The organism is Streptomyces sp. NPDC048481 (assembly GCF_043200075.1).
GTDB lineage: Bacteria > Actinomycetota > Actinomycetes > Streptomycetales > Streptomycetaceae > Streptomyces.
On the sequence record NZ_JBICXC010000029.1, the window covers coordinates 1 to 1,081 of the forward strand.

The window sequence follows — 1,081 nt, forward strand, 5'->3', positions numbered from 1 at the left end:
TGGTCTGTCTGAGGTGGAACGGGCCGCCGCCGTCCGGGAACTCGTCACCCGCGTCTGCGCCGCCGTCCTGCACACCCAACCCCAACACCTCGCCACCGACCAAGCCTTCAAACAACTCGGCTTCGACTCCCTCACCGCCGTCGAACTACGCAACCGCCTCAACCACGAAACCGGACTACGCCTGCCCTCCACCCTCATCTTCGACCACCCCACCCCCCACGCCCTCGCCACCCACATCACCACCCACCTCACCCCCACCACACCCACCACGGCCACACCCACTGCCGCTCCCGCCCGCACCCCCCGCCATGACCGCAACACCCACGACGACCCCATCGCCATCGTCTCCATGGCCTGCCGCTACCCCGGCGGCGTCACCACACCCGAAGAACTCTGGCAGCTCATCACCCACCACACCGACGCCATCACCGGCTTCCCCACCGACCGCGGCTGGGACCTCGACCACCTCTACCACCCCGACCCCGACCACACCGGAACCTCCACCACCCGCCACGGCGGCTTCCTCCACACCGCCGCCCACTTCGACCCCGCCCACTTCGGCATCAGCCCCCGCGAAGCCCTCACCATCGACCCCCAACAACGCCTCCTCCTCGAACTCACCCTCGAAACCCTCGAACGCGCCGGCATCAACCCCCACACCCTCAACGGCACCAACACCGGCGTCTACACCGGCATCATGTACGACGACTACGGCGCCCGACTCCACCCCGCACCCACCGGCTACGAGGGCTACATCACCAACGGATCCATGCCCTCCATCGCCTCCGGCCGCATCGCCTACACCTTCGGCCTCCAAGGCCCCGCCATCACCATCGACACCGCCTGCTCCTCCAGCCTCGTCGCCCTCCACCAAGCAACCCACGCCCTCCACACCCACGAAACCGACCTCGTCCTCACCGGCGGCGCCACCATCATGGCCACCCCCTCCACCTTCATCGAATTCAGCCGCCAACGCGCCCTCGCCCCCGACGGCCGCTGCAAAGCCTTCTCCGCCCACGCCGACGGCACCGGCTGGGCCGAAGGCGCAGGACTCCTCCTCCTCGAACGCCTCTCCGACGCC

General features: G+C 68.8%; 1 protein-coding gene. It reads left to right on the top strand.

Annotation, left to right across the window (positions count from 1 at the left end):
* Positions 1-13: 13 nt before the first annotated feature.
* A partial coding sequence (locus ACGFSH_RS34265) for a beta-ketoacyl synthase N-terminal-like domain-containing protein (protein WP_393355532.1) occupies positions 14-1,081 on the top strand: 1,068 nt, incomplete at its 3' end.